Annotated in this window: 21 protein-coding genes and 3 tRNA genes; 16 read left to right on the top strand and 8 right to left on the bottom strand. The window is 73.7% G+C overall.

Annotated elements, in window-relative coordinates; genetic code table 11:
* Positions 1 to 38: 38 nt before the first annotated feature.
* From proB to HNR61_RS40190, 4 genes are all read left to right on the top strand, one after another.
* Positions 39 to 1,160 carry a glutamate 5-kinase gene (gene proB / locus HNR61_RS40205; RefSeq protein ID WP_182848403.1) on the top strand — a complete coding sequence of 374 codons (1,122 nt, stop codon included), beginning with the start codon at positions 39 to 41 and terminating at the stop codon, positions 1,158 to 1,160.
* The gene (locus HNR61_RS40200) at positions 1,153 to 2,454 is read left to right on the top strand and encodes a glutamate-5-semialdehyde dehydrogenase (protein WP_182848402.1); all 1,302 of its coding nucleotides are present in this window, start codon (positions 1,153 to 1,155) and stop codon (positions 2,452 to 2,454) included. The genes proB and HNR61_RS40200 overlap by 8 nt, the downstream gene beginning before the upstream one ends.
* A 369-nt stretch (positions 2,455 to 2,823) precedes the next feature.
* Positions 2,824 to 4,578: a TIGR03767 family metallophosphoesterase gene (locus HNR61_RS40195; protein ID WP_182848401.1), complete on the top strand. Its 1,755-nt coding sequence runs from the start codon at positions 2,824 to 2,826 to the stop codon at positions 4,576 to 4,578.
* 90 nt (positions 4,579 to 4,668) lie between these two features.
* A complete protein-coding gene (locus HNR61_RS40190) occupies positions 4,669 to 5,322 on the top strand; it encodes a TNT domain-containing protein (protein ID WP_182848400.1) in 654 nt (217 codons plus the stop codon).
* Between the two features lie 67 nt (positions 5,323 to 5,389).
* Here the strand turns inward: HNR61_RS40190 and HNR61_RS40185 are convergent, their stop codons facing one another.
* On the bottom strand, positions 5,390 to 6,427 hold the full coding sequence (locus tag HNR61_RS40185) for a M48 family metallopeptidase (RefSeq protein ID WP_182848399.1): 1,038 nt from the start codon (positions 6,425 to 6,427) through the stop codon (positions 5,390 to 5,392).
* Between the two features lie 150 nt (positions 6,428 to 6,577).
* Between HNR61_RS40185 and HNR61_RS40180 the strand changes: the two genes are divergently transcribed.
* The 7 genes from HNR61_RS40180 (at position 6,578) to HNR61_RS40150 (ending at position 12,366) form a co-directional block, all read left to right on the top strand.
* On the top strand, positions 6,578 to 7,867 hold the full coding sequence (locus HNR61_RS40180; protein WP_220510372.1) for a phenylacetate--CoA ligase family protein: 1,290 nt from the start codon (positions 6,578 to 6,580) through the stop codon (positions 7,865 to 7,867).
* A gap of 58 nt (positions 7,868 to 7,925) precedes the next feature.
* Complete coding sequence (gene nadD, locus HNR61_RS40175; protein WP_182848398.1) at positions 7,926 to 8,543, top strand: nicotinate-nucleotide adenylyltransferase; 618 nt, start codon at positions 7,926 to 7,928, stop codon at positions 8,541 to 8,543.
* Positions 8,544 to 8,710: 167 nt separating this feature from the next.
* On the top strand, positions 8,711 to 9,124 hold the full coding sequence (gene rsfS, locus HNR61_RS40170; RefSeq protein WP_067829491.1) for a ribosome silencing factor: 414 nt from the start codon (positions 8,711 to 8,713) through the stop codon (positions 9,122 to 9,124).
* On the top strand, positions 9,117 to 9,767 hold the full coding sequence (locus HNR61_RS40165) for a histidine phosphatase family protein (RefSeq protein WP_182848397.1): 651 nt from the start codon (positions 9,117 to 9,119) through the stop codon (positions 9,765 to 9,767). Before rsfS ends, HNR61_RS40165 begins: the two co-directional genes overlap by 8 nt.
* Positions 9,768 to 9,858: 91 nt before the next feature.
* Positions 9,859 to 9,931, top strand: a tRNA-Ala gene (locus tag HNR61_RS40160).
* 239 nt (positions 9,932 to 10,170) lie between these two features.
* A complete protein-coding gene (locus HNR61_RS40155) occupies positions 10,171 to 12,036 on the top strand; it encodes a hypothetical protein (RefSeq protein ID WP_182848396.1) in 1,866 nt (621 codons plus the stop codon).
* 138 nt (positions 12,037 to 12,174) lie between these two features.
* Positions 12,175 to 12,366: a hypothetical protein gene (locus HNR61_RS40150; RefSeq protein ID WP_182848395.1), complete on the top strand. Its 192-nt coding sequence runs from the start codon at positions 12,175 to 12,177 to the stop codon at positions 12,364 to 12,366.
* Between the two features lie 24 nt (positions 12,367 to 12,390).
* Here the strand turns inward: HNR61_RS40150 and HNR61_RS40145 are convergent, their stop codons facing one another.
* Positions 12,391 to 12,837 (bottom strand): MarR family winged helix-turn-helix transcriptional regulator, encoded by a 447-nt coding sequence (locus tag HNR61_RS40145; protein ID WP_182848394.1) that lies wholly within the window; start codon positions 12,835 to 12,837, stop codon positions 12,391 to 12,393.
* A gap of 81 nt (positions 12,838 to 12,918) precedes the next feature.
* On the opposite strand from HNR61_RS40145, the gene HNR61_RS40140 reads away from it, so the two are divergent.
* The 3 genes from HNR61_RS40140 to HNR61_RS40130 all read left to right on the top strand — a co-directional run bounded on the left by HNR61_RS40140 (position 12,919) and on the right by HNR61_RS40130 (position 14,263).
* Complete coding sequence (locus HNR61_RS40140) at positions 12,919 to 13,914, top strand: NADP-dependent oxidoreductase (RefSeq protein ID WP_182848393.1); 996 nt, start codon at positions 12,919 to 12,921, stop codon at positions 13,912 to 13,914.
* A 69-nt stretch (positions 13,915 to 13,983) separates the two neighbouring features.
* Positions 13,984 to 14,059: transfer RNA gene (locus tag HNR61_RS40135), tRNA-Ala, on the top strand.
* Positions 14,060 to 14,190: 131 nt separating this feature from the next.
* Positions 14,191 to 14,263: transfer RNA gene (locus tag HNR61_RS40130), tRNA-Ala, on the top strand.
* 88 nt (positions 14,264 to 14,351) lie between these two features.
* Here the strand turns inward: HNR61_RS40130 and HNR61_RS40125 are convergent.
* Together HNR61_RS40125 and HNR61_RS40120 are read right to left on the bottom strand one after the other, a co-directional pair.
* Positions 14,352 to 15,449 carry a baeRF2 domain-containing protein gene (locus HNR61_RS40125; protein ID WP_182848392.1) on the bottom strand — a complete coding sequence of 366 codons (1,098 nt, stop codon included), beginning with the start codon at positions 15,447 to 15,449 and terminating at the stop codon, positions 14,352 to 14,354.
* A 39-nt stretch (positions 15,450 to 15,488) separates the two neighbouring features.
* A complete protein-coding gene (locus tag HNR61_RS40120; protein WP_182848391.1) occupies positions 15,489 to 15,998 on the bottom strand; it encodes a DUF1360 domain-containing protein in 510 nt (169 codons plus the stop codon).
* A 133-nt stretch (positions 15,999 to 16,131) separates the two neighbouring features.
* Here HNR61_RS40120 and HNR61_RS40115 point away from each other — a divergent pair, with 133 nt between their 5' ends.
* Positions 16,132 to 16,512: a DUF5709 domain-containing protein gene (locus HNR61_RS40115; RefSeq protein ID WP_182848390.1), complete on the top strand. Its 381-nt coding sequence runs from the start codon at positions 16,132 to 16,134 to the stop codon at positions 16,510 to 16,512.
* A gap of 55 nt (positions 16,513 to 16,567) precedes the next feature.
* Here the strand turns inward: HNR61_RS40115 and HNR61_RS40110 are convergent, their stop codons facing one another.
* Positions 16,568 to 16,825 (bottom strand): DUF7218 family protein, encoded by a 258-nt coding sequence (locus HNR61_RS40110; RefSeq protein WP_067832811.1) that lies wholly within the window; start codon positions 16,823 to 16,825, stop codon positions 16,568 to 16,570.
* Positions 16,826 to 16,900: 75 nt separating this feature from the next.
* Positions 16,901 to 17,689: an MBL fold metallo-hydrolase gene (locus tag HNR61_RS40105; RefSeq protein ID WP_246444832.1), complete on the bottom strand. Its 789-nt coding sequence runs from the start codon at positions 17,687 to 17,689 to the stop codon at positions 16,901 to 16,903.
* 51 nt (positions 17,690 to 17,740) lie between these two features.
* Between HNR61_RS40105 and HNR61_RS40100 the strand changes: the two genes are divergently transcribed.
* A complete protein-coding gene (locus HNR61_RS40100; RefSeq protein WP_182848389.1) occupies positions 17,741 to 20,902 on the top strand; it encodes an ATP-binding protein in 3,162 nt (1,053 codons plus the stop codon).
* A gap of 2 nt (positions 20,903 to 20,904) precedes the next feature.
* On the opposite strand, the gene HNR61_RS40095 is transcribed toward HNR61_RS40100, so the two are convergent.
* A complete protein-coding gene (locus HNR61_RS40095) occupies positions 20,905 to 21,705 on the bottom strand; it encodes an ABC transporter permease (RefSeq protein ID WP_182848388.1) in 801 nt (266 codons plus the stop codon).
* Positions 21,702 to 22,661 carry an ATP-binding cassette domain-containing protein gene (locus HNR61_RS40090; RefSeq protein ID WP_182848387.1) on the bottom strand — a complete coding sequence of 320 codons (960 nt, stop codon included), beginning with the start codon at positions 22,659 to 22,661 and terminating at the stop codon, positions 21,702 to 21,704. Before HNR61_RS40090 ends, HNR61_RS40095 begins: the two co-directional genes overlap by 4 nt.
* Positions 22,662 to 23,275: the final 614 nt, after the last annotated feature.

The following is a 23,275-nucleotide window of genomic DNA, read 5'->3' as shown; positions in this document are numbered from 1 at the left end:
GTGACCCATCGGCCCTGATCCCCCGAGGGAAACCACCCATGAGTGCTCGCCCGACGATCGCCAAGGCCCGGCGGATCGTGGTGAAGGCAGGTTCGTCGTCGCTCACCACGTCCGAGGGCACGATCGACGCCGACCGCATCGACGCCCTGGTGGACGTGCTCGCCGCGCGCCGCGCCGCGGGCACCGAGGTCGTGTTCGTCTCCTCGGGGGCGATCGCGGCGGGGCTCGGCCCGCTGGGGCTGAGCCGCCGCCCGCGCGACCTGGCCACGCAGCAGGCGGCGGCGAGCGTCGGGCAGGGCCGGCTGGTCGCCCGCTACACGTCCTCGTTCGCCCGGTACGGCCTGACGGTGGGGCAGGTCCTGCTGACGGCCGACGACATGATGCGGCGCTCGCACCACCGCAACGCCCAGCGCGCGATCCACCAGCTGCTCGCCCTCGGCATCGTCCCGATCGTCAACGAGAACGACACCGTCGCCACCGACGAGATCCGCTTCGGGGACAACGACCGCCTGGCCGCGCTGGTCGCCCACCTGACCCGCGCCGACGCGGTGGTCCTGCTGTCGGACGTGGACGCCCTCTACACCGGCGACCCGCGCAGGCCGGGCGCGCGCCGCATCGACGAGGTGCACGGCCCCGAGGACCTGGCGGGGATCCAGCTCGGCGGCTCGGGCCGGGTCGGCACCGGCGGCATGGTCACCAAGGTGGAGGCCGCGCGCATCGCCGGCGTCCCGGTGGTCCTCACCAACGCCGCCCAAGCCGCCTCCGCGCTCGCCGGGGAGCCGGTCGGCACCTACTTCCACCCGCAGGGGACGCGGCGTTCCACCCGCCACCTGTGGCTCGCGCACGCCACCACCGGGCAGGGCCGGGTGGTGCTGGACGCGGGCGCGGTCGAGGCGGTCGTGCGGCGCGGCAAGTCGCTGCTGCCCGCCGGGGTGACCGGCGTGGAGGGCGAGTTCGCGGCGGGCGACCCGGTGGACCTGTGCGACCCGGCGGGCGCCGTGGTGGCGCGCGGCCTGGTCAACTACGACGCGGGGGAGATCCCGGACCTGATGGGCCGCTCCACCCGCTGGCTGGCCCGCGAGCTGGGGCCGGAGTACGAACGCGAGATCATTCACCGCGACGACCTTGTGATCCTGGAAGGCGGAGGACCCCATGAGTGATCACGAACGCGAGGAGTTCCTGCGGGTGGCGCGCCGCGCCCGGGAGGCCGCCGCCGGGCTGGCCCCCCTGCCGCGCTCGGTCAAGGACGCGGCGCTGCACGCCGTCGCCGACGCGCTGGTGGCGAGCGCCGCCGAGATCGTCAAGGCGAACGCGTCCGACGTCGCCCGCGCCCGCGACAACGGCACCTCCGAGTACATGATCGACCGGCTGAGCCTGTCGCCGGAGCGGATCGAGGCGATCGCCGCCGCCGTCCGCCAGGTCGCCGCCCTCCCGGACCCGGTCGGCGAGACCGTCCGGGGCAACGTCCTGCCCAACGGCCTGGAGCTGCGCCAGGTCCGCGTGCCGCTCGGCGTCGTCGGCATCATCTACGAGGGCCGCCCCAACGTCACCGTGGACGCCGCCGCCCTGTGCCTGAAGAGCGGCAACGTGGCGATGCTGCGCGGCTCGTCGTCGGCGTTCGACTCCAACACGGCGCTGGTCGGCGTCATGCAGGCCGCCCTGGAGGGCACCGGCGTGCCGTCCGACGCGGTCCAGCTCGTCCCCGGCACCTCCCGCGAGTCGGTCAAGCACCTGATGCGCGCCCGCGGCCTGGTGGACGTGCTGATCCCGCGCGGCGGCGCGTCCCTGATCAACTCGGTCGTCGAGGAGTCCACCGTCCCGGTGATCGAGACCGGCGTCGGCAACTGCTCGGTCTACGTGGACGCCGCCGCCGACGTGGACATGGCCGTGGACATCCTGGTCAACGCCAAGACGCAGCGCCCCTCGGTCTGCAACGCGGCCGAGACGTTCCTGGTCCACGCCGACATCGCCGACGCGTTCCTGCCCGCGGCCCTGGCGGCGCTGAAGGCGAAGGGCGTGACCGTCCACGGCGACGAGCGGGTCCGCGCCCACTCCCCGGACGTCGTGGAGGCCACCGAGGACGACTGGTACGCCGAGTACCTGTCCCTCGACATCGCCGCCCGCGTCGTGGACACCCTCGACGAGGCCGTGGCGCACATCCGCCGGTACGGCTCGGGCCACACCGAGGCGATCGTGACCACGTCCCAGCCGGCCGCCAAGCGCTTCGTGGCGCTGGTGGACTCGGCGGCGGTCATGGTCAACGCCTCGACCCGCTTCACCGACGGCGAGGAGTTCGGCTTCGGCGCGGAGATCGGCATCTCGACCCAGAAACTGCACGCCCGCGGCCCGATGGGCCTGCCGGAACTGACCTCGACCAAGTACGTGGTCACCGGCGAGGGCCACCTGAAAGGAGAGACGCCGCCTGCACCGGGGATCGGCTGCTCCAACGCTTGATTGCTTTGCTTCCCGGCCCAGCCCTTCCGCCCTAGGGGCTCCGGGGCTGACCGCTGCGCGGGCGAGCGCTGCATCGCAGTGTCTAATGGCTTCACGGCCCAGCCCCTCCGCGCGGAGCGCTCCGGGGCTGACCGCTGCGCGGGCGAGCGCTGCATCGCTTCGCGATCTTCCGCAGGGGGCCTCGCCTTCGGCTTCCGCCCCCTGCCTCAGCCTCCGGACGCGCTCGCGTGCGGGGCTGAGGCCGAGGCGCTGGTGGAGAGAACCCCGTCCGGCTCTGCCGGGCGGGGTTTTCGCGTTCATGAAGAAGATTCTTGTTTGTGACATCTTGACTCTTGATGTCACGTTGTAAGTGTGGTCTGATCCACTGCTGTGACTCCTGAGATCAGCCGCCGTGGTGTCCTGCGGGGCGCCGCGCTCGGGGCGGGGATCGTCGCCGCCGGGCCCGTCCTGTTCCCCGCCCGTCCCGCCTCCGCCGCCCCCGGCCTGCGGGGTCCCGTCGCCGGGACCACCCTCGACCGCACGCTGGTGCTCGGTCGTCCCGGACGGGGCGGCTACCGCAAGGTCGTCGCCGGGCCCGGTGAGCCGCACGTGCTCCGCCGTGACCTCGGCGGCGTCGCCTCGGCGCGCCGGGCCGCCCGGCGGCGCGGGCTGCTGGCGTTCGGGCACCTCACCGACGTGCACGTCGTCGACGCGCAGTCCCCGGCGCGGGTGGAGTTCCTCGACCGGTTCAAGGACGCGCTGAAGGTCCTGCCGGTGGAGGGGGCCTGGCGGCCCCAGGAGTTCCTGTCCACGCACGTCGCCGAGTCCATGGTGCGGGCGGTGAACCGGGTCGGGCGCGGCCCGGCGACCGGGCTGCCGCTGGCGTTCACGATCAACACCGGCGACGCCGCCGACAACGTCCAGCACAACGAGGTCCGCTGGATCATCGACCTGCTCGACGGCGAACGCGTCCACCCCGACTCGGGCGACCCGAACCGCTACGAGGGCGTCCAGGACTGGGTGAACTACGACACCGGGTTCTGGCACCCCGACGGCCCGCCGCCCGGCGCCCGGGCCGACGTCGCCATCGCCCGGCACGGGTTCCCGCGCGTGCGGGGCCTGCTGGACGCCGCGCGCCGCCCGTTCCGGGCGACCGGCCTGGACGCGCCGTGGCTGGCGGTGTTCGGCAACCACGACGGCCTCGTCCAGGGCAACCTGCCGATCAACCCGCCGGTCACCGCGCTCGCCACCGGCGGCGTCAAGATCGGCGCGCCGGGGGGCCCCGCGCAGGCCGAACGCCTCGCCCGCATGATCCGCGACGGCGACGGCCGCGACCTGACCCGGCTCGCCCGCCGGGAGAACGGCCTGGGCGGCCTGCTGCGCCCCGTCACCCCCGACCCGCGCCGCCGGATGCTGTCGCGCGCCGAGGTCGTCCGCGAGCACTTCGCCACCAGCGCCGCCCTCAAGGGTCACGGCTTCACCGCCGCGAACCTGCGCGACGGGACCGCCTACTACGCGTTCGACCAGGGGATCGTGCGGGGCCTGGTGCTCGACACCGTCAACCCCCACGGCTACTCCGAGGGCTCCCTCGACCGCGCCCAGTTCGGATGGCTGGAGAAGCAGCTCGTCGCGGGCAGCGGCCGCTACACCGACGCCAGGGGCGCCGTCGTGCGGCAGAAGGTCAGGGACCGCCTGTTCGTGCTGTTCAGCCACCACACCCTGGAATCGATGGGCAACCCCCTCGGCGGCGGCCGGGTCCTCGGCGACGAGGTGGAGGCGCTGCTGCTGCGCTTCCCCAACGTCGTCCTGTGGGTCAACGGCCACACCCACGTCAACGAGGTCGTCCCGCACCCCCGCAAGGGAGGCGGCGGCTTCTGGGAGGTCAACACCGCCGCCCACATCGACTTCCCGCAGCAGGCCCGCGTCGTCGAGCTGGCCGACAACGGCGACGGCACCCTGTCGGTGTTCGCGACCGTGCTGGACTCGGCCGGCCCCGAGGCGTTCGGCGGCCGCCTGAACGATCCCGTCCACCTGTCGTCGCTGTCACGCGAGCTGGCCGCCAACGACTGGCAGGACGAGCCCGAGCACCGCCGCGGCAAGGCCGAGGACCGCAACGTCGAACTGCTGGTCCCCGCCCCCTTCTGACCAGCCCCGGCCGCCCGATGACCCTTGTCACTCAACGTGCATCTCTTCACACTGAGAGTGACAAGGCTCATCTTTCACGGAAGGCGGCCCATGCCCCTGCGACGACGATCCGCCTGGCTGCTCTCGTTCCTCGTCCTGCTGCTCGCCCCCGCCCCGGCGGCCCTGGCCGCTCCGCCGATCCCCGCCGTCGCCTGCTCGGCCGAGGACTACCGCGGCGACCCCCGGCTCGGCCCGGCCGTGCTGCCCGGCCGCGGTGTGGTCGGCCGCGAACTGCGCGGCTACCGGCGGTTCGGGAACCTGTCGGCCTCCGGGTTCCTGGCCCGCCACTGGGATCCGGCCGCCAACGACGGCCGCGGAGGCTGGCGCTACCCGCCCGCCGACGGCTTCGTGATCGGCCCGGACGGCGAGCCGGTCAAGCGGGTGACCACCCTGGCCCCGCGCCAGCGCCTCGACCGGTTCGGCAGCGAGTACGGCGCGTTCCTGGCCCGCTACGGCGAGCGCTACGCCCGGCGCTCCATCCTGCCGCAGAACCTCGACAACGCCGAGAACCCGGCGGGCTGCAACCGGCGCGCCTACGTCGTGCGGCGCGCGTTCCGCGTGGAGGCGGGCCCGGTCGCGCCCGCGTTCGAGCAGCCCGGCCGCGGAATCCAGTACAAGCTCGACGGCGCCCTCGTCCCCGGATCCCCGGCCCGCCTGAACGTCCTGTGGCTGGTCGAGAACGGCTACCTGGCCCGCCTCAACTGAGACAACCCGCCCGACAAAGGCGAAGGGCCGCCGGACGTCCGTCCGGCGGCCCTTTTCCGGGCCGGGATCAGTTGGCGGTGGTGGTGCCGCCGTCGCGGCGGCGGTTCACCCGGTCGAAGATGCCGGCCGCCACGTCGGCGGCGGCGTCGGCCGCGCCCCGCACCTTCCCGATGAACGGGTCGGCGGTCCGCTCCCACGACTCCTTGTAGGCCTGGGCGGCGTTGCGCATCTCGTCGGTGACGCTCGCCTCGCCGTCCTCGGCGCGGCGCGGGTACTCGCCCGCCAGGATCCGCTGGTAGTCGCCCTCACGCGCCCACCGGTCGATCTCGGCGAACCGCACCACGACCTCCGGGTGCGACTGCGGCAGCAGGTTCAGGAACTTCAGCAGGCCGTCGCGCACGTCGCCCGCCGCGTCGTACTCGCGGGCCTGCTCCAGGAACGCCTCGGTGCTCATCTCGTGCAACCGGGTCCCGCCCGCCAGCTTCATCAGCACGCGCTTGGACGCCTCCAGGTCCTGCCCGGCCAGCAGCCCGGCGCGGTCGGCCGACAGCTCGGCCTTCCGGAACCACTCCTTCAGCCCGATGATGATCCCGCCGATGGCGATGTTCCCCAGCGGCAGCCAGGCCAGCCGGGCCCCCAGCGACAGCAGGATCTGCATCATCGTCTGGTAGACCGCGTGCCCGGACAGGATGTGGCCGACCTCGTGGCCGATGACCGCGCGCAGCTCCTCCTCGTCCAGCAGGTCCAGCAGGCCCGTGTTCACCACGATGAACGGGCGGTCCGAGCCCAGCGCCATCGCGTTGGGCGTCGGGTCCTGCTTCACGTAGACCTCGGGCACCTCGGCCAGGTCCAGGATGTAGCAGGCGTCGCGGGTCATGTCGTACAGGTGCCGGAACTGCCCCTCGCCCGCGCGCACGCTGCCCGCCAGGAAGTGCAGCCGGAACGCCCGCTCGTTGAACAGGCCCGACAGCTTGCGCAGCACGACGTCGAACCCGGACAGTGAGCGCAGCGCGACCAGCGCCGAACGATCCGCCGGGTGTTCGTAGGCCCGGGAACTGATCCCGGGAAAGCGCGTGCGTGCCCGATCCGGTGTGTTCTCCGTCATGTTCGGCATGCTACGTCCGACGAACCGCGTCCTTCACGGGTTCCCGACGTGCCGGAATAGTCCGCCCCCGGCCCCGGAGGGTCTTGCGCCGCGCCCGGACCGCGGGATGTACTGCCTGCCAGCGGGAGAGGGCGGGCGCGAGGAGGCGCGGTGTTCGATCCGAAGGCCGAGGCGATGTCGCGGGACGAACGGGCCGCGCTGCAACGCCACCGCCTGTGGGGCCTGGTGGACCGGCTGCTGGCCGCCGACGGCGTCCAGGGACGCCGCCTGCGGGAGGCCGGGGTCAAGGGCGGCGCGGACGTCACCCTCGCCGGGCTGCACGAGCTGCCGTTCACCACCAAGCAGGACCTGTGGGACCACTACCCCTTCGGGATGCTGGCGGTGCCCCGCGACCAGGTCGCCGCCGTGCACGGCTCGTCGGGCACGCGCGGCCGCCCCACCCTCGTCGCCTACACCAGGGCCGACCTGGACCTGTGGGCCGCGATGTGCGCGCGTTCGCTGTCGTGCGCCGGGGCCGGGCCCGGCAGCGTCGTCCACAACGCCTACGGCTACGGCCTGTTCACCGGCGGCATGGGCGTCCACCAGGGCGCCGTCGCCCTCGGCGCGACCGTGGTCCCCATGTCCGGCGGCATGACCGAACGCCAGATCCGCCTGCTGTCGGACCTGCGCGCCGACATCCTCACCTGCACCCCCGCCTACGCGCTGCGCCTCGGCGAGGCCGCCGCCGAGGCCGGGGTGGAACTGCCCTCCCTCAAGGCCGGGATCTTCGGCGCCGAGCCCTGGTCGGAGGAGCTGCGCGCCGCGATCGAACGCGTCCTGCCGCTCAAGGCCCTCGACATCTACGGGCTGTCGGAGGTGATCGGCCCCGGCGTCGCCACCGAATGCCCGGAACAGAACGGCCTGCACGTCAACGAGGACCACTTCGTCGTCGAGGCGGTCGACCCCGCCACCGGCGCGCCCGTCCCCGACGGACGGCCCGGCGAGCTGGTCTTCACCACCCCGACCAAGCAGGCCCTGCCCCTGCTGCGCTACCGCACCGGCGACATCGCCTCCCTCACCCCCGGCGACTGCCCCTGCGGCCGGACCCTGGTCCGGATGAGCAAGGTCACCGGCCGCGCCGACGACATGCTGGTGATCAGGGGCGTGAACGTCTACCCCAGCGAGGTCGAACGCGTCCTGCTCGCCTCCGGCCTGGTCCGCCCCCACTACCAGCTCGTCGTCGACGCCCGGCGGCCCGCGCTGCGGCTGCTGGTGGCCTGCGAGGCGCTCACCGGGACCGACCCCGCGCCGGAGCTGACCGCCGCCCTCCAGGCCGAACTGGGCCTGCACGCCGACGTCGCCGCGCTGCCCGCCGGGACCGTCCCGCGCGTGGAGGTCGGCAAGGCCGTGCGCGTCGTGCGCTGGGAGTCGGGCCCACCGCCGCTCCCCGGCCTGGACTGACCCCCGCCGGACCGGGGCGCCGGACCGGGGCCCCCGGCGGCTGGCTATTCTCGTCGGCATGACGCAAAAGCGGCGCTTGGGGATCATGGGCGGGACGTTCGACCCGATCCACCACGGCCACCTGGTGGCCGCCAGTGAGGTCGCGCACTACTTCTCGCTGGACGAGGTCGTGTTCGTCCCCACCGGCGTCTCCTCCCACAAGGACGACCGGAAGATCGCCCCGGCCGAGGACCGGTACCTGATGACGGTGATCGCCACCGCGTCCAACCCGCGCTTCTCGGTCAGCCGCATCGACATCGACCGGCCCGGCCCCACCTACACCGTCGACACCCTGCGGGACATGCGCGACCTGCACGGCCCCGGCACCGAACTGTTCTTCATCACCGGCGCCGACGCCCTCGGCAAGATGCTGACCTGGCACGACACCGACGAGCTGTTCGAACTGGCCCACTTCGTCGGCGTCACCCGCCCCGGCCACCGGCTGGCCGACCCCGGCCTGCCCGACGGCCGCGTCAGCCTGATGGAGGTCCCCGCCCTGTCGATCTCCTCCACCGAGTGCCGGGACCGGGTCCGCGCCGGCGAACCCATCTGGTACCTCGTCCCCGACGGCATCGTGCAGTACATCAACAAACGCTCGCTCTACCGCGACCACGAGACCGCCGCCACACCGTCCTGACCACCCGCCACAAAAGATTACGGGCATCAGCGCACGCGCCATACCCTGAGAGGGAAGGGCCGACCCGGCCGGGCCGGGACGGCGACATCGACCGAGGGCGACCCGGCCCCCGCCGTGAGAGGCTGGAACCGGGAACCGACCCCTACAGGGAGGATCGCGAGCGCACCGTGACCGCATCCGACAGAGCCACGCAGCTCGTCCGGATCGCCGCCGAGGCGGCGGGCGACAAGCTGGCCGACGACATCCTTGCCTACGACGTGAGCGAGCAGCTCGTCATCACCGACGCGTTCGTTCTCTGCTCGGCGCCCAACGACCGCCAGGTCCGCGCCATCGTCGACGAGATCGAGAAGCGCCTGCGCGAGGAGGCCGACGCCAAGCCGGTCCGCCGCGAGGGCGAGCGGGACGGCCGCTGGGTGCTCCTCGACTACATCGACGTGATCGTGCACGTCCAGCACGAGGAGGAGCGGCTCTTCTACGCCCTGGAACGGCTGTGGAAGGACTGCCCCACCCTGCCGCTTCCCGAGCACGTCAACGCGCACGCCGAGCAGCGCGGCCGCGCCGTGGGGAGCGCGCGTGACTGACCGCGTTCCCGGCAAGCGCCGTCTCGTGCTGTGGCGGCACGGCCAGACCTCCTGGAACGTCGAACGCCGCTTCCAGGGCAAGACCGACATCCCGCTGGACGACACCGGCCTCGACCAGGCCGCGAACGCCGCCCGCCTGCTGGCCGCGCTGCGCCCCACGGCGATCCTCGCCTCCCCCCTCCAACGCGCCGCCGCCACCGCCCAGGCCCTGGCCGCCGTCACCGGCCTGCCGGTCGACCACGACCCGGACCTGATGGAACGCGACGGCGGCGCGTGGGAAGGCCTCACCGCCCGCGAGATCCGCGAACGCTACCCCGAGGAACACGCCCGCTGGGAACCCCCCGGCGGCGAGACCAGCGCCCAGGTCGCCAAGCGCGTCGGCACCGCCCTGGAACGCGCCGCCGCCGCCCTGCCCCCCACCGGCCTGCTCGTGGTCGCCTCCCACGGCGCGGCCCTGCGGCTCGGCATGTCCCACATGCTCGGCCTCCCCGAACAGGTCTGGGAACGCCTCGGCGGCCTCTCCAACTGCTGCTGGTCGGTCCTGGCCGAAATGCGCGACGGCGGCTGGCGCCTCGTCGAACACAACGCCGGAACCCTCCCCGAACCCGTCCTGTCCGACGACCGCACCGACAACGGCGCCTGACCCCCGACCCCCACCCAACCCGTTCGAACTCCCGCCCGAAGTCCGATATGCTGGCGGAGCACTGCGGGGGTGAACGCCCACCGCAGAGCACGGGGCTATGGCGCAGTTGGTAGCGCGCCTCCATGGCATGGAGGAGGTCTGGGGTTCGAATCCCCATAGCTCCACTCCAGACCCAGGGCCAGTGTGGTCAGCGATCTTCGTCGCTTTCCCCGCTGGTCCTTCGTCGTGTTGGCCCGGGGGGCGACCCCCCGGAACCCCCCGGGTTCCGCCGCCCACCCCCACCCGCCCGCCCCCGCCACCCGCCCCCGCCCTCCCGCCCCTTTCCTGTAGCTGGGGCTAGGGTGGTCTGCGGCCGGAAGGCCGCCGCCCTTCGGCGGTTCACGACCGCGAACGAGGGAACGCGATGCCGTATCTGGTGGAGATCGATCTCGCCGGGCCGCCGCCCGACGAGGGGGACCTGCTCCCGATGCTCGACACGCTCGCGGCCGCGATCGAGGAGGAGCGCCGGGGCGTCCGCGCCGACCCCGAACGCGTCCTCGACTACCAGGTGCTCGGGCACTCCGGCGGCGCGCGGGTACGGGTCGTCCTCGACGTCGAGGACGTGGAGCGGGCCTGGCTGGCGGCCGCCACGCTGACCGGCTACCTGACGACCTGGAGCCCCGGGCTCGTCGACCGCACCGTGTCCGGGATGAGCATCACCGCCGTCACCGGGGCCCGCGACGGCGACGCCGACTGGCTGCCGCCGCCCGAGGAGGGACTGCCGGTGGGACGCCGCCCGCTGGCGGCGCTGCTGGACGACCAGGCGCTGCCGCTGGCCGCCCACTACCTGCTCGCCGGAGCCGTCCGCACGCTGTGGAACCCCGTGCTGCGGTCGAGCCAGCCGGTCGTCGCCCCCGAGGACGTGGTGGCCGGAGCCGCCGAGCACCCCTGGGACCGCGAACTCGTCGACGTGCTCGGACCCCTGCTGATCGCCGCCGCCCGCCGGGAACCGGCCGAGGCGCGCGGCGGCCCCCTGGTCGCGCGCGGCGGCGGCAGCCCCGAACTCGCCCGCGACCTGCTGCACCGCGCCCGCCAGGCCGCCGCCCGCACCGACGACGACCTGGTCGCGGGCCGGGACCTGATGGAGGCCTTCACCGCCGACCACCACCTGGACTGGCAGGAGACGGCGGGCCGGGGCCCCGACGCGCGCGGCTGGAACGCCGTCCGGCGGCAGCGCGAACTGCTGTGGGCGGGCCTGCGGGCCCTGGCCACCCTCGCCCAGAGCCGGTCCCACGTCCCGGGCCCGTGGAGCCTGCTGGCGGAACTGGTGGACGAGGACGACCTCGTCGCGCTGCTCGCGGCCCGCGAGGTCGCGATCATCGAGTTCTCCACGGCGGAGGACCTGGCCGACACCCGCAACGCCGCCGCCGCGCACGCGGCGGTGTGGCTGGCGCTGCGGCGCGGGCGGCTGCTGGACGCCCCGGAGGGCCGGCGGCTGGTCGAGGGCCTGGTCGAGGGGATCGACCAGTTCCGCTACGTCGTCAACAGCGCGCTGGTCGAACTGGGCGCGGCGCCGCTGGCCGCCGCGCTGCGCGAGGCGCCGGTGCCCGCCCCGGTGGCCGACGCCCTCACCGACTTCGCGCGGGCGCTGGCCGAGACCGAGATCGACGTCCCCAGCGGGGTGGACGCGTTCGGGGACATGCTGGGGATGCTGGAGGAGGCGCTGCGGCCGGGCGAGGGCCTGCCGGACCGCGTCCGGGGCGTGCTGGAGGTCCTGGGCCGGGCGGCCGCGCTGGCGGCGCTGGAGGAGGTCGATCCGGAGTTCGCCCGGGGTCCGGAGGAGCTGGCGGCCGGGCTGCTGGCCGAGGCCGCCGACAGCGCCAGCCTGTTCCTGGTGGAGGAGGACGACGCCGACGAGGCCGTGCGGATGCGCGCGCTGGCCGCCGTCGCGCGGGTGAGCGCCGAGGCCGCCGGGGCGATGGCGGCGGACCTGCCCGACCTCGACGGCGACGACCCCCGGCTGGAACCCGTCGCCCGCGACCGGGCCCGCCGCTGGGTCGAGACCGCCCTCGCCGGGGCGGCGGACGCGGACAAGGCGGCCGACGCGGTGCGCGGCGGCCTTGGCCCGGACGCCCGCGAGATCCTCGCGGCGGTCGTGTCCGGCGAGGGCCCGCCCGGCTGGTGGCCGGTGCGCCGGGTGACGGCCGCCGCCGCCGAGGCCGCCGCCGCGCTGGCGCTCGCCACGGGCGCGCCAGGACTTTCCGAGACCACGTTCGTGCCCCCCTCCTGACGATGTTTCCGCAGGTCTGAGCCCCTGCGGATGGACGAAGCAGTCCGTCGGCGATGGTTTCCTTACGTTCAGCTTCGGAACGCGGGGAACTGGACGGACATGGGACGACATCGCAGGGGTGCCAAGCGTGAGGTCACGGTGGCCGACCTGATCGACGCGCTGCGGCGCTTCGATCCGGGCATGGAGGTACGGCTGGCCGTCCAGCCGCGCCTGCCCCAGGAGCACGCCATCAGCGCCGTGGCCGAGGCGGACGGGATCGTGTGGATCGGCGACGGCGGGGCGCGCGGCTACTGCCCCGACGAGGTCGCCGAGCGCCTCGGCTGGCTCTGACGCCCGGGGACGGTCAGGGGGCGGTCAGGGGCGCTTGAGCTTGGACCAGACCCGCACCAGGGCCTTCAGGTCCTCCTCGTCGAGCGTGCCGAACGTGTCCCGCAGCGCCTCCCGGCGGGTCGCGTCGGCCTCGGCGAACACGGCGCGGCCCCGCGCGGTGAGGGCCACCTCGGCGGCGCGGGCGTCGCGCTCGGAGCGGGCGCGTTCGATCAGGCCGCGCTCGCGCAGGCTCTCCACCACGCGCGACACCTGGCTGCGGCTCAGCATCGTGCAGGCGCCGAGGTCCGACACCGAGACCGGGCCGTCCTGGTAGGACAGCCACAGCAGCACCTCGAACCACGACAACGGCAGGTCGTGCCGCCGGACCAGCTCGCGGCCGACCTGCGCGGTCAGGGTGTTCCCCGCCCACACCAGGCCATAGAAGGCCAGGTCGGAGGGGGGTAGGTCGGCGTCCGCGAGCTGTTTGGCCATAGGTCCAGCTTAGGTGGTTTGTGTGCAGGCGCACGCGTTCATAACCTGTGTGTGCACACACAAATGTGAGAGGGGTTCGTGATGTCCCGTGAGATCCGTCTGGTCACCCGCCCGGTGGGGGAGCCGAAGCACTCGGACTTCGAGATGGCCGAGGTGCCGGTCCCGGAGCCGGGGGAGGGGCAGGTCGTGGTCCGCAACGACTGGATGTCGGTGGACCCGTACATGCGCGGCCGGATGAACGACGTGAAGTCCTACGTGCCGCCGTTCCGGCTCGGCGAGGCCATGGAGGGCGGCGCGGTCGGCACGGTGGTGGCGTCGCGTTCGGAGAAGGCGCCGGTCGGCACGGTCGTGCTGCACGGCCTCGGCTGGCGTGAGCACGCCCTGCTGGACGGCGACCGCGCCCGCGTGATCGACACCACGCGCGTGTCCCCGCAGGCCTACCTGGGCGCCCTCGGCATGCCGGGCCTGACCGCCTACGCGGGCCTGACCGAGGTCGCCCCGGTCAGGGAGGGCGATGTGGTGTTCGTCTCCGGCGCGGCCGGGGCGGTCGGCGGCATCGCCGGGCAGATCGCGAAGAAGCTGGGCGCGAGCAGGGTGATCGGCTCGGCGGGCGGCCCCGCCAAGACGGCCAAGGTCGTGGACGCCTTCGGCTTCGACGCGGCGATCGACTACCGCGAGGGCGACCTGGAGGGCCAGCTCGCCAAGGCCGCGCCCGACGGCGTCGACGTCTACTTCGACAACGTCGGCGGCGCCCACCTGCGCGCGGCGATCGCGGCGCTGAACACCCACGGCCGGGTCGCGCTGTGCGGCGCGATCTCCCAGTACAACGCGACCGGCCCGGTCCCCGGCCCCGACAACCTGGCCCTCGCCATCGGCAAGCGCCTGACGCTGCGCGGCTTCATCGTCGGCGACCACGCCCACCTGGCCGGCAAGTACTTCACCAAGGCCGCCGAATGGCTGGCCAACGGCGACCTGTACACCGAGGAGACGGTCGTGGAGGGCATCGACAACGCCGTGGACGCGTTCCTCGGCCTCCTCAACGGCGCCAACACCGGCAAGATGCTGGTCCGCCTGTGACCACCGTGTCCTGACCACCTCCACCGATGCCCTAAGCTTTTCCCTGTCGCCGCGAGCGGTGACGGGCAAGGGGCTATGGCGCAGTTGGTAGCGCGCCTCCATGGCATGGAGGAGGTCTGGGGTTCGAATCCCCATAGCTCCACCACCGGGAAGAGGCGGTGATCTCCGGATCACCGCCTCTTCCGCGTTCCGGACCGCCACGCGGCGATAAACCGTCCGAAGCGCACCCCGGAATGCTCTAAGCTTTTCCCTGTCGCCGCGAGCGGTGGCGAGCAAGGGGCTATGGCGCAGTTGGTAGCGCGCCTCCATGGCATGGAGGAGGTCTGGGGTTCGAATCCCCATAGCTCCACCTCGGGCCTGGGGCCGGTGGACGGCCCCCGGACCCCCGAAGGACCCGGAAGGGGCGGTGATCTCCGGATCGCCGCCCCTTCTCCGTTTCAGGGGGTGGCGGTGAAGCGCAGGACGGCCCCGAAGCCCAGTCCGGCGTCGGAGTCCCTCGGCGGAACGATCACCAGGCCGCCGTCCGTGCACGCGACCGCGCGGATCAGCGCCGCGTCCGCCCGCTCCTCCCGAGGGTCGTCCACGCCGTAACGCCGCAGCTCCTCCGGGTCGGTCGCGATCTGGTCGGGCTCCGGCCCGACCCACAGCCGGGCGGGGGAGTCCGCGTCGTCCAGCAGCAGCGCCTCGATCTGCCCGTTGCGGGCGGCCTCGACGGTCGCGGGCAGGCCCGCCACGGCCCGCTCCCCGCGCGCCAGCTCGCGTTCGAACCGCTCGGCGACGGCGAACACGCGTTCGGCGCACTTCAGGTCCAGGACCCGGCTGAGCTCGGACTGGAGCTCCGGATCGCCGATCTCGTGCCGGTCCGACTCGACGGTGTACTCGCGCACCCCCTCGGAGATCTCCTCCAGGACGGCGTTGCGGGCCCGCACGTCCCCGGCGATCATGATCACCTCGGCGTGGACGCGGCGGGCGGCGCGGTCCACCTCCCGCCCGACCTTCTTGGCGTTGGCCTTCCAGGTCTCCTCGGCCGAGCGCTGGAACCGCGACTGGTTCCAGTCCCCGGCCTTGACCTTGCGGATCGGGTAGTCCTCGTCGCCGGGGACGTCGATGCGCTCCCGTTCCCCCTCGGCGGTGACGCACTCGATCGCGCCGCCCTTGCGGTCCACGACCACGACCATGTACGGGAACCGCTCGCCGCGCGCCGTCAGCCACGGCAGCACGTGGGGCAGCGGCCCGACCCGGGCCTGCGTGACGGCGGGCGGGTCGGGGAGCCGTCCGGCGTGCACGATCTCGCCGCCCGCCGCGAACAGCACCAACCCTTCCGAACGGCGTTCGGCCAGTTCCCCGGTGACGGTCCCGTCGATCGCCCGCAGCGTGTCCTCGGGGCAGTCCTGCTCCTCCAGCTCGGAGCGCAGTGCCCGCCACCGCAGCTCGGCGGCCTTGGCGGCGTCCTCGGTGGTACGGCTCAGGTCGGCGTACACCGACGCGACCGGCCCGGGCCGACGGTACAGCGGTTTGAGGAATGACAGATCCATGCCGCGGCCGTACCCGCGGTAATCGGCTCAAACGTAAAATCACTTCTCGGCAGCCTGCTGGAGCCTCGCGTACACCAGCTGCAACCAGTCGGCCCCCGCCACGGCGGTCATGGTCGCCCCGACCAGCCGGGTCGCCTCCGGCGCGAGCGCCAGCCCCGCCGCGTACCCGGTCGCCACCCACTGCGCCGTGCAGAACGGGCAGGTCAGCAGCTCACCCAGGGCGTGCCGGACCCCGTCCTCGTGCCGCACCTCCTCGGCCAGCTCGGCCGGGCCCGAGGTCCCCTCGTACCGGGTGAACGGGGCCCGCAGCGGGCTCGTCACCGCGTCCTTGGTGATCATCCGGGCGAGCTTGTGCGTGGTCACGGTCATCAACGCCAGGTCGCCCGGTCCCACCCGGGGCATCTCCCCGCGCCGCCGCGCCAGCAGGGCGACGGTCCCGGCGGCCAGCCCGTAGACGGTCAGCGTCACCAGATACGAGCCCAGGGGCCGGTCGGCGCCCCCGGTGTACCGGCGCTTGGTCTCGCGCGCGGTGTCGATCACGGTGTTCATGTGGTCGGCCTCCTTCGGAAGGGTCTCGGGCGGCGCATACCCGTCCTGCGCCGTCGCATCCCCCGGGACGGCCGTGACCGGTGGTTGGGATCTGTCAGCCGGGTAACGGCGGTAGTGAGAAAGGGGGATCACGATGACCGAGTACGAACCGGAACGCCGCGCCACGACCCCTGAGGACGACGGGATCCCGGACCTCCAGGACGGCACCCCGCAGCAGCAGTGGGCCGAGGACCCGCAACAAATGGTGCTGCCCGGCGACCGCTCCATGACGCTGGACGAGTACGGCACGACCGTCGAGGAGATGCGTCAGGGCGAGCCGCTGTCGCGGCGGCTGGAACGCGAGGAGCCCGAGGTCCCGATCCCGCCGAACGAGCCCATCGAACCCGCGGGCCGGATCGTCGAGGACAACGAGGGCATCGGCCCCGACACCGAGAAGGACGCCGTCGCTCACGAGACCGCCGACGAGTCGGGCTTCACCGCCGAGGAGAGCGCGATGCACATCGAGAGGGAGTGAGCGAACGAGAGGAGCGGCGGGGCCGAGGCCCCGCCGCTCCTCTCGTTCGCCGCGCTCAGTGGTCGCGCAGCGCCTTCACCAGTTCGGACTTGTTCATCGAGGAACGGCCCTTGATGCCGATCTCCCGGGCCCGCTTGAGCAGGTCGTCCTTGGACCAGTCGTCGTAGGAGGGGCTCTTGCCGCCCCTGCGGCCGACCGTGGACTCGCCCTCCTTGGCCTGCGCGTTGGCGATCCGCGCCGCCTTCTCCTTGCTCTCGCCCTTGTCGCGGAGCTTCTGGTAGGTCTTCTCGTTCTTGATCTGCGCTCTGGGCATCCGCCGCAGAACCCCCTTTCGCGTCGGAACGAGCCCTACCCAGCTGACACGGACCACACCTTTCGTTCCGTCCCTTCACTCCACGCGGACGAACGGCGACGGCAGATGCGGCGCGGCGAGCACCCCGCCCCGCGCGCGCAGCCCCTCCAGCACCGCCACGCGCGTCTCCACGGCCCGCCCGGGATCGTCGTCGTACACGTAACGCACCCGCGGATCGGCGAGCTGCACCGGATGCAGCACCACGTCCCCCGACACCAGGACGTCCCCCACGGCCACCGACTGGTGCCCCGGGGTGTGGCCCGGCGTCGGAACGACCTCCACCCCCGCCCTCAGCCGCACCGTCCCCTCGACCACCCGCAGAAGGTCCCGCAACGGCTCCACCACGCGCTCCTCCATCACCCGGTCCACGGCCGCCAGCTCCCGCGCCTGCACCACGTGCCGGGCGTTCGGGAACACCGGCGCGCCCCCGGCCACCGCCCCGCTCGCATGATCGCTGTGCAGGTGCGTCAGCACCACGGTCCCCACCTCGCCCGCCGCGACCCCCGCCTCCGCGAGCGCCGCCACCAGCCGCCCCGGCACCGGCGCCCACAGCGCGGCGGGCGAGTCCGCGCCCCCGATCCCCGTGTCCACCAGCGTCAACGCCCCGTCCGCGCCCCGCAGCAGGAAACAGTGGAAATGCAGCCGCCATCCGCCGTCCGCGCCGAACGCCCCCGGCTCCCGCTCCCGCACCCGCTCCCAGAGCCCGTCGGCGGCGCCCGGGAACGTCTCGGGCAGGGGCCGCCGCAGCGCCGAGCCCATCGGCCCGACGGCGTCGCAGAGGGCAATAACCTCGATACCGTTCACCACGAGTGTTTCCCGATGCATGCGGTCACGATCCCAGCTTCGGGACGTTGAGGGCGGAAAAGGGGGCGCGGCGTGCGCATCGGCGTTCTGGGGCCGCTGGAGGTGCGGGACGGCGCGGACCGTCCCGTCGCCGTCAACGGCACCCGCCTGCGCGCCCTCCTGATCCGCCTGGCCCTGGACCCCGGCCGCGCCGTCTCCGTCGACCGCCTCCTGGACGACCTGTGGGACGGCGCGCCCCCGGCGGGCGGCGCCGGGGCCCTCCAGGCGCTGGTCCGCCGCCTCCGCACCGCCCTCGGCCACGACCTGCTGGAACACGGCCCCGGCGGCTACCGCCTCACCCTCGACCCCGCCCATGTCGACGCGGTCGCGTTCGAACACGCGATCACCGCGGCCCGCGCCCGCACCGACCCCGCCGACCGCGCCGCCGCCCTCCGCGCGGCCCTCGACCTGTGGCGCGGCGCGCCGCTGGCCGACGTCGCCGACGCCGACTGGGCCGCCGCCCCCGTCGCCCGCCTCACCGAACTCCACCTCACCGCCCGCGAGGACCGTGCCGACGCCGCCCTCGCCGCCGGCGAGACCACGTCCCTGCTGCCCGAGCTGGAGGCGCTGACCGCCGCCCACCCCCTGCGCGAACGCCTGCGCGCCCTGCACATGCGGGCACTGCGCGCCGCCGGGCGCCAGGCCGACGCCCTGCGCGTCTACGAGGACGTCCGCGCCCGCCTCGCCGACACCCTGGGCGCCGACCCGTCCGCCGAACTCGCCGCCGTCCACCTGGCGGTCCTGCGCGACGCCCCGCCGCCCGGCGAACACCCCCGCACCAACCTGCCCGCCGCCCTGACCAGCTTCGTCGGCCGCGAGACCGAGTCCGCCCGGGTCGCCGCCCTGCTGCGCGAGGCCCGCCTGGTCACCCTCACCGGCCCCGGCGGCGCGGGCAAGACCCGCCTGGCCGCCGAGACCGCCGCGCCGCTGGTCACCGCGGTGCCCGACGGCGTGTGGTTCGTCCCGCTCGCCTCCGTCAGCGACGCCCGCGACCTCGCCCCCGCCGTGCTGGCCGCGCTCGGCGTCACCGAGATCGTCCGCCCCTCCGAGACGCTGGCCGCGACCCGCCCGGCCGACCGGCTGGCCGACCTGCTCGCCCCCAAGACCACCCTGCTCGTCCTCGACAACTGCGAACACCTCGTCGACGCCGTCGCCGAACTCACCGGCCGCCTGCTGGCCGCCGCGCCCGGCCTGCGCGTCCTGGCCACCAGCCGCGAACCCCTCGGCATCACCGGCGAGTCCCTGTGCCCGGTCCCGTCCCTGCCGCTGCCGCCGCCCGACGCCACCCCCGCCGACGCCCTCCGCTACCCCTCGGTCCGGCTCCTGGCCGACCGCGCCGCCGCCGTCCGCCCCGGCTTCACCGTCGACGACGCCACCGCCCCGCACACCGTCGCGATCGTCCGCGCCCTCGACGGCATCCCCCTGGCGATCGAACTGGCCGCCGCCCGGTTGCGCTCCCTCACCCCCGCGCAGGTCGCCGCCCGCCTCGACGACCGGTTCCGCCTTCTACGCGGCGGCGACCGCGCCGCCCTGCCCCGCCACCGCACCCTGCGCGCCGTCGTGGACTGGAGCTGGGACCTGCTCGACGACGCCGAACGCGCCGTCCTGCGCCGCCTGTCGGTGTTCGCCGGCGGCGCGACCCCCGAGGCGGCCGTCGAGGTCTGCGCCCCCGGCGACCCCGCCGCCCTCGACGTGATCGCCTCCCTCGTCGACAAGTCCCTGGTCATGGCCGACGGCGCGGCCGAACCCCGCTACCGCCTGCTGGAGACCGTCCGCGTCTACGCCGCCGACCGCCTCGCCGAGGCCGGCGAGACCCGCCGGACCCGCGACGCCCACGCCGCCCACTTCACCGCCCTGGCCGAACGCGCCGAACCCGGACTGCGCCGCCGCGACCAGCTCCGCTGGTCCGAACGCCTCACCACCGAACGCGACAACTGCAACGCCGCCCTCCGCCACGTCCGCGACACCGGCGACGTCCGCACCCTGCTGCGCCTGGTCGGAAACCTGGCCTGGTACTGGTTCATGGTCGACCTGGAGATCCAGTTCGGCGGCTGGGCCACCGCCGCCGCCGCGCTGGCCGGCGACACCCCGCCCCCCGGCCTGGCCGAGGAGTACGCGCTCTGCCGCCTGGTCGCCGCGCTGATGGACGGCGTCATCGGCGACCCGCCGACCCCGCCCGACGAGACCCGCGCCGCGATCGGCAAGGCCGTCGCCCACCTGCCCGGCCGGCCCCGCCACCCCGCGCTCGCCCTCGCCCCGCACCTGGCGAACCTGTTCACCAACGAGATCGGCGAGATGCACGCGGGCCTCGCGACGCTGGGCGACCACCCCGACCCCTGGGTCCACGCCGTCGTGTCCGTCGTGCTCGCCTACACCGCCCTCAACGCGGGCGACATCGACGACGCGGCCGCCAAGGTCACCCGCGCCCAGGCCGGCTTCGCCGCCCTCGGCGACCGCTGGGGCATGATCATGGCGTTGAACGGCCTCATGCAGACCGCCGTCGCCCGCGGCGACCTGCGCGCCGCCCTGCGCTACGCCGAGGAGGCCCACGGCTACGCCACCGAACGCATCAGCCCCGACCAGGGCGCGACCCTGCTGGCCGACCTCGGCCGCATCCGCGCCGCGCTCGGCGACCTCGAAGGGGCCCGCCGCGACCTCGAACGCGGCATCCGCGCCTCCGAACGCATCGGCGAGTACGCCGACGCCGCCAACGCCCTGCTCGCGCTCGGCGACCTGGAACGCGACCAGGGAGACCTCACCGCCGCCCACGCCACCCTGGAACGCGCCCGGACCCTGCTCGGACACCGCCACCGGATCGACTTCCTCCACGTCCTGACCGTCGCCCACAGCAAACGCGGCTGCCTCGCCGAACAGCGGGGCGACCTGGCCGAGGCCGCCCGCGCCCACACCGAGGCGTTCCGGCTCGCCGAGACCACCCCGCTGCTGGGCCGCCCGACCCGCGCCGTCCTGCTCGACGGCCTGGCCGCGCTGACCGCCGCCCGCGGCGACCACGCCCGCGCCGCCGAACTGCTCGGCATGGCCGACCTGCTGCGCGGCCACACCGACCCGCTGGGCGTCGACTCCCGCCGCGTCCGGGACACGACCCGCCGGGCCCTCGGCGAGGACGCCTTCACCGCCGCCTACGACCGAGGCCACGGTGCCACCGGCGAAGACGCCCTCGCCGTCCGCCCCTGAACTCAGGCACGCCTCCCGTACAGCCACATCGCCACCGGGAACGCCACCGCCACGATCCCCGCGGCCCACCCCAGCGTCCACCACGCGTGGTCGCCCAACGGCCCGCCGATCGTCAGCGCCCGCACCGCGTCCGCCAGATGCGACACCGGGTTGACCTTCGTCCACGCCTCCAGCCACCCCGGCATCGTCGAGGTGTCGGGCACCAGCACGCTGCTGCCGAACGTCAACGGCATCACCAGCACGAACGTCAGCCCCTGCACGGTCGCCGGGGTCGGGGCCAGCAGCCCCACGATCACCGACAGCCACGACACCGCCAGATAGAACACGTACGCCAGCGCGAACCCCGCCAGCACCGACACCGGACCGGTCTGGAACCGGAACCCCAGCAGCATCCCGAACCCGGTCAGCACGGCCATCATCACGAAGAACCGCACCGTGTCGCCCAGCACCGTCCCGATCAGCGGCGCGCTGCGCGCGATCGGCAGGCTGCGGAACCGGTCGAACACCCCCCGGTGGATGTCCTCGTTCAACGCGATCCCGAGCCCCTGCGTGGCGAACATGGCCATCTGCGCCACCAGCCCCGGCAGCAGCAGCTGCAGGTAGGTCCGCGTGTCCCCGGCGACGGCGCCGCCGAACACGTACAGGAACAGCAGCAGGAACACGATCGGCATCAACGTCGTGTCCAGCAGCTTCTCCGGCGAGTGCTTCAACTGCGCGACGTTCCGCCAGGCCAGCGTCAGCCCGTGCCGCAACGTCCGCCGCGGGTTCACCCGCCGGGGAGGAGCAACGCCCACCGCGGTCACACCAGACTCCCTTCCATCCGCTTCTCCTCGACGTGGTGTCCGGTCAACGTCAGGAACACCTCGTCCAGGCTCGGCATCCGCAACGCCAGCTCCGCCGGGACGATCCCGGCCTCGTCCAGCCGCCGCACCAGCGCCGACAGCACCGCCGCGTCGTCCACCGACACGCTGACCAGCCCCGACCCGACCTCCGGCCGGACCCCGACCAGCTCCGCGACGATCGCCGCGAGCCGCTCGCTCCGGGACGCCTCGGCCGCCCGCACCACCAGCGTCTGCCGCCCGGTCCGCGCCTTCAGCTCCGCCGCGGTCCCCTCGGCGATCACCCGCCCGTGGTCGAACACCACGATCCGGTCCGCCAGCGCGTCGGCCTCCTCCAGGTACTGCGTGGTCAGCAGCACCGACCCGCCCTCGGCGACCACGTCGCGCACCGCGTCCCACACCTCGCCTCGCGCCCGCGGGTCCAGCCCGGTCGTCGGCTCGTCCAGGTACAGCACCTCGGGCCGCCCGACCAGCCCGGCGGCCAGGTCCAGCCGCCGCCGCATCCCGCCCGAGTAGGTCTTCACCGCGCGCCCGCCGGCGCCGGTCAGCCGGAACCGCGCCAGCAGCTCCCGCGCCCGCGCCCGCGCGTCCCGCCGGCAGAAGTCCAGCAGCCGCCCGATCATCACCAGGTTCTCGAACCCGGTCAGCTCCTCGTCCACCGACGCGTACTGCCCCGTCAGCCCGATCTTCGCGCGGACCCGCGCGGCGTCCCGCACCACGTCGAACCCGCAGACGCGGGCCGTTCCCGCGTCCGGCCGCAGCAACGTCGCCAGCGTCCGCACCGCCGTGGTCTTCCCGGCCCCGTTCGGCCCGAGAACCCCCAGCACACTGCCCCGGGGAACCACCAGGTCCACCCCGTCCAGCGCCCGGGTCTCCCCGAACCGCTTACGAAGCCCCTCGGCCTCGATCACATGCTCCATGTGGGTCTCCATCGTTCGTCGTTCACCAACGACCTTCGGGGACCGCGCTGACACGCCACCGACACGCCACCGACACGGGCACCGACATCCCGTCTCGCGCACACGCGCATGCTCAGGACCGTCGCCTGCATGGGGGCCCGGCCCTTTGACTGCCCGTGAGCGTCACCGCCCCAGGGGGCAACGGATCGGAGCCGACGCCGATTTGACGACTCCTCCGGGGTTACCTAAGGTTCTGGATGCCCGCGGGGGAGCAGGACGCCGACAGGCGGCCGACCTCGGGGGAAGCCACCCGGAGAAAAACGGTTCGAAGCACGCTTCGAGCGGAGGTACTCTGGAGTGGTCAGCCCAGACGGGATGCAGGACACCACAGGTGGCCGGCCCGGGGGACACCACCGCAAGACCAACGACAGGCGCTTCTGATCGCCTGCTGTTGGCGTGTGGCGGGATGGGCGAGGTCCAGAAGATCGGCTCGAAAGAACCGATTGACAGGAGCGAAGATCCCGGTAAGATAGAAGGGTTGCCCCGGAGCGAGAGACGCGCGAGCGGATCGAGCGCGGTGGGTGTCCGTTTCTTGAGAACTCAACAGCGTGTTAAAAGCCAGTGCCTTTATCGAT

Origin of the sequence: Actinomadura kijaniata, from assembly GCF_014138665.1 — a bacterium.
Taxonomy (GTDB): domain Bacteria; phylum Actinomycetota; class Actinomycetes; order Streptosporangiales; family Streptosporangiaceae; genus Spirillospora; species Spirillospora kijaniata.
The sequence above is the reverse complement of the archived record's forward strand: the minus strand, read 5'-3'. Positions and strand labels throughout refer to the sequence as shown.